Source organism: Rhodoferax sp. ZS1R8 (assembly GCF_056521325.1).
This window is the reverse complement of sequence record NZ_JBWMBA010000032.1, coordinates 1-2,052: the sequence shown is the minus strand read 5'-3', so window position 1 is coordinate 2,052 and position 2,052 is coordinate 1. Positions and strand designations below refer to the sequence as shown.

The following is a 2,052-nucleotide window of genomic DNA, read 5'->3' as shown; positions in this document are numbered from 1 at the left end:
CATTTCCCAGATCAACAGCGCGGTCAATGAGCTGGAGCAAATGACCCAACAGAACTCTGCGTTGGTAGAGGAGTCCACCGCGGCAGCGCAAAGCCTGAAAGATCAGGCCACGCGTATGACCGGCCTGGTGGGGACCTTCAAGCTGGCCTGATCTGTGCTGACGCGGCAGGACCGGTGGCTTCGCCTACTTCGTGGCCTCGCTCGCTTTGGCGACGTAGGCTGCAACCGCCGCGATTTGCTTGTCATTGAGGCTACCGGCGTAGGACGGCATCTGGCCGATACCGTTGCGCAACGCCTGGGCTACGCGCGCCGCATCCGGTTTCAGTTCGTCGAGCACCGGGCCGACTTCACCGGTTGACTGGGCGTCCCGGAGGGTGTGGCAGAGTGCGCAAGCCGGCACAGCCGACTTGACAAACAGATCCTTGCCCAGCTTCAGCTGCGCCGCATCGTCTTTGGCCTGTGCACTCAGCGCCGCCGCCGCCATCAAGACGGCGAGTAAGGGGCCGCAGGCGGTGCGCCGCACGGATCGCTGCATGGAAATAGAGTCCTTCTTCATGCCACGTTTGCCTTCACGGCGTGATCCAGCCAGCTGGTGTTGTTGTAGCCGCCGGCATTCTCCAGCCGATGCTCGCGTTGCACAGCGCCGTTGCTATCGTAGGCTCGGCTGAGCAGCGTGTGCTCACCGACCGGCAGGCGCACGGCCAGCACGAACTGGCGCCAGGCAAAGCGGCCCAGATCCGGCCCGGTCAACCGGGCCAACTGCCAGCTCTTGCCAGCATCCACCGAAACCTCGACTTTTACCACCGGGTTCAGGCCACCGAAGGCGACGCCGTGGATCTGCACATTGCCCGCCTTGAGGGGCTTGCCATCGGTGCCCGGACCGTTGATCCAGGACTTGACGCTCATTTCCTGCACCGAGGGCTGGGACGGGTCGCCCTTGCTGCCAGGAGGTGAGATGCGGTAGCCATGCGACATGATCTTGGCATCGGTTTCCTTGGCGGTGAAGGCCAGTCGCTTGACGTACTTGATCTGGTTGACGCCGGTGTAGCCGGGCACGATCAGGCGCAGCGGCCCGCCATGGGCCAAGGAAATGGGTTGACCGTTTAACTCCCAAGCAAGCAGGGCATCGGCCATTGCGGCGGCGGGTACCGAGCGCTCAACGACGATGCTCTTGGGATCCAGGCCGTCGGGTAGCTTCTCGCCGCCGGTGCCGGTCAAGAATTCCATGCCGTCCGCCAAACCGCCCAGCTCCTCCACCAGCCGACGAACGGGCACGCCGCTCCAGACCACACAACCGGCCGCGCCGACCTGCCAAGGTGTTCCGCTGGGTTTGCTGGGGAAATAGCTACGGCCATTGCCGGAGCATTGCATTACCATGGCCGTGGTTTCGATACCAAGGGTCTTGAGTTCGCGCAGGTTCAGTGTGCGCGGCTTCTTGACACCTTCCACTGTCAGGTCCCAAGCGTCACGGTCGGCCAGAATGGCGGCATCGGGTGCGGGCAGGTTGTTGCGCACGAAGAGCTGCTCGGTCGGTGTGATCACGCTGGTACCAAAGGCGCTACGCTTGGTCTCGATGGTGCTGCTGCTGTGCACGATCATGTTGGCTCCATCCTTGGCGCCAACATAGGCGGGCATCGGCTTGGACGCAGCCGCAGTGACCGCTGGCGGCGTCTCCCCGCTGGCACTCGCGCTGCGGCCAAAGCCGGTCAGGCCAGCGGCAGCAAGGGCGGCACCGCTGCCGGCCAGGAGCTTGCGGCGGGGCATGTTGTTTGGGCTATCGTTCATTCAGTCGTCTCCGTTATGGTTGCTTGGTTTCAGGGGGTGTAGGGGTTATCCGGGCGTTTGTAGCGCGTCGCCCTGCAGGGCGGCCTGGGCCACCGCAATGGCACTTTTTTTCTGGGCAATCAGCAGCAATGGTTTACCTTCTTGCGAGCGGATGACCCGCCAATGCACATTGCTCCACCATCCACTGCCGTCCGGTAGTTTCATGGCGCCCTCGAAGGCCATCACGGTGACCAGGCCACCCTTCTCGAAAAAGGTCGTCAGGTGGTA

At 63.2% G+C, this 2,052-nt stretch carries 2 protein-coding genes and 2 pseudogenes; 1 reads left to right on the top strand and 3 read right to left on the bottom strand.

From position 1 onward, the window contains the following. A pseudogene (locus AC097P_RS23440) lies at positions 1–151 on the top strand (methyl-accepting chemotaxis protein); the annotation flags it as partial. A 33-nt stretch (positions 152–184) separates the two neighbouring features. Here the strand turns inward: AC097P_RS23440 and sorU are convergent. The 3 genes and pseudogenes from sorU to AC097P_RS23425 all read right to left on the bottom strand — a co-directional run. Beyond that, positions 185–535 (bottom strand): SorU family sulfite dehydrogenase c-type cytochrome subunit, encoded by a 351-nt coding sequence (gene sorU, locus AC097P_RS23435; protein ID WP_479612843.1) that lies wholly within the window; start codon positions 533–535, stop codon positions 185–187. A 17-nt stretch (positions 536–552) separates the two neighbouring features. After that, the gene (gene sorT / locus AC097P_RS23430) at positions 553–1,785 is read right to left on the bottom strand and encodes a SorT family sulfite dehydrogenase catalytic subunit (protein ID WP_479612842.1); all 1,233 of its coding nucleotides are present in this window, start codon (positions 1,783–1,785) and stop codon (positions 553–555) included. Between the two features lie 45 nt (positions 1,786–1,830). Continuing rightward, positions 1,831–2,052 (bottom strand): annotated as a pseudogene (locus AC097P_RS23425) (hypothetical protein); the annotation flags it as partial.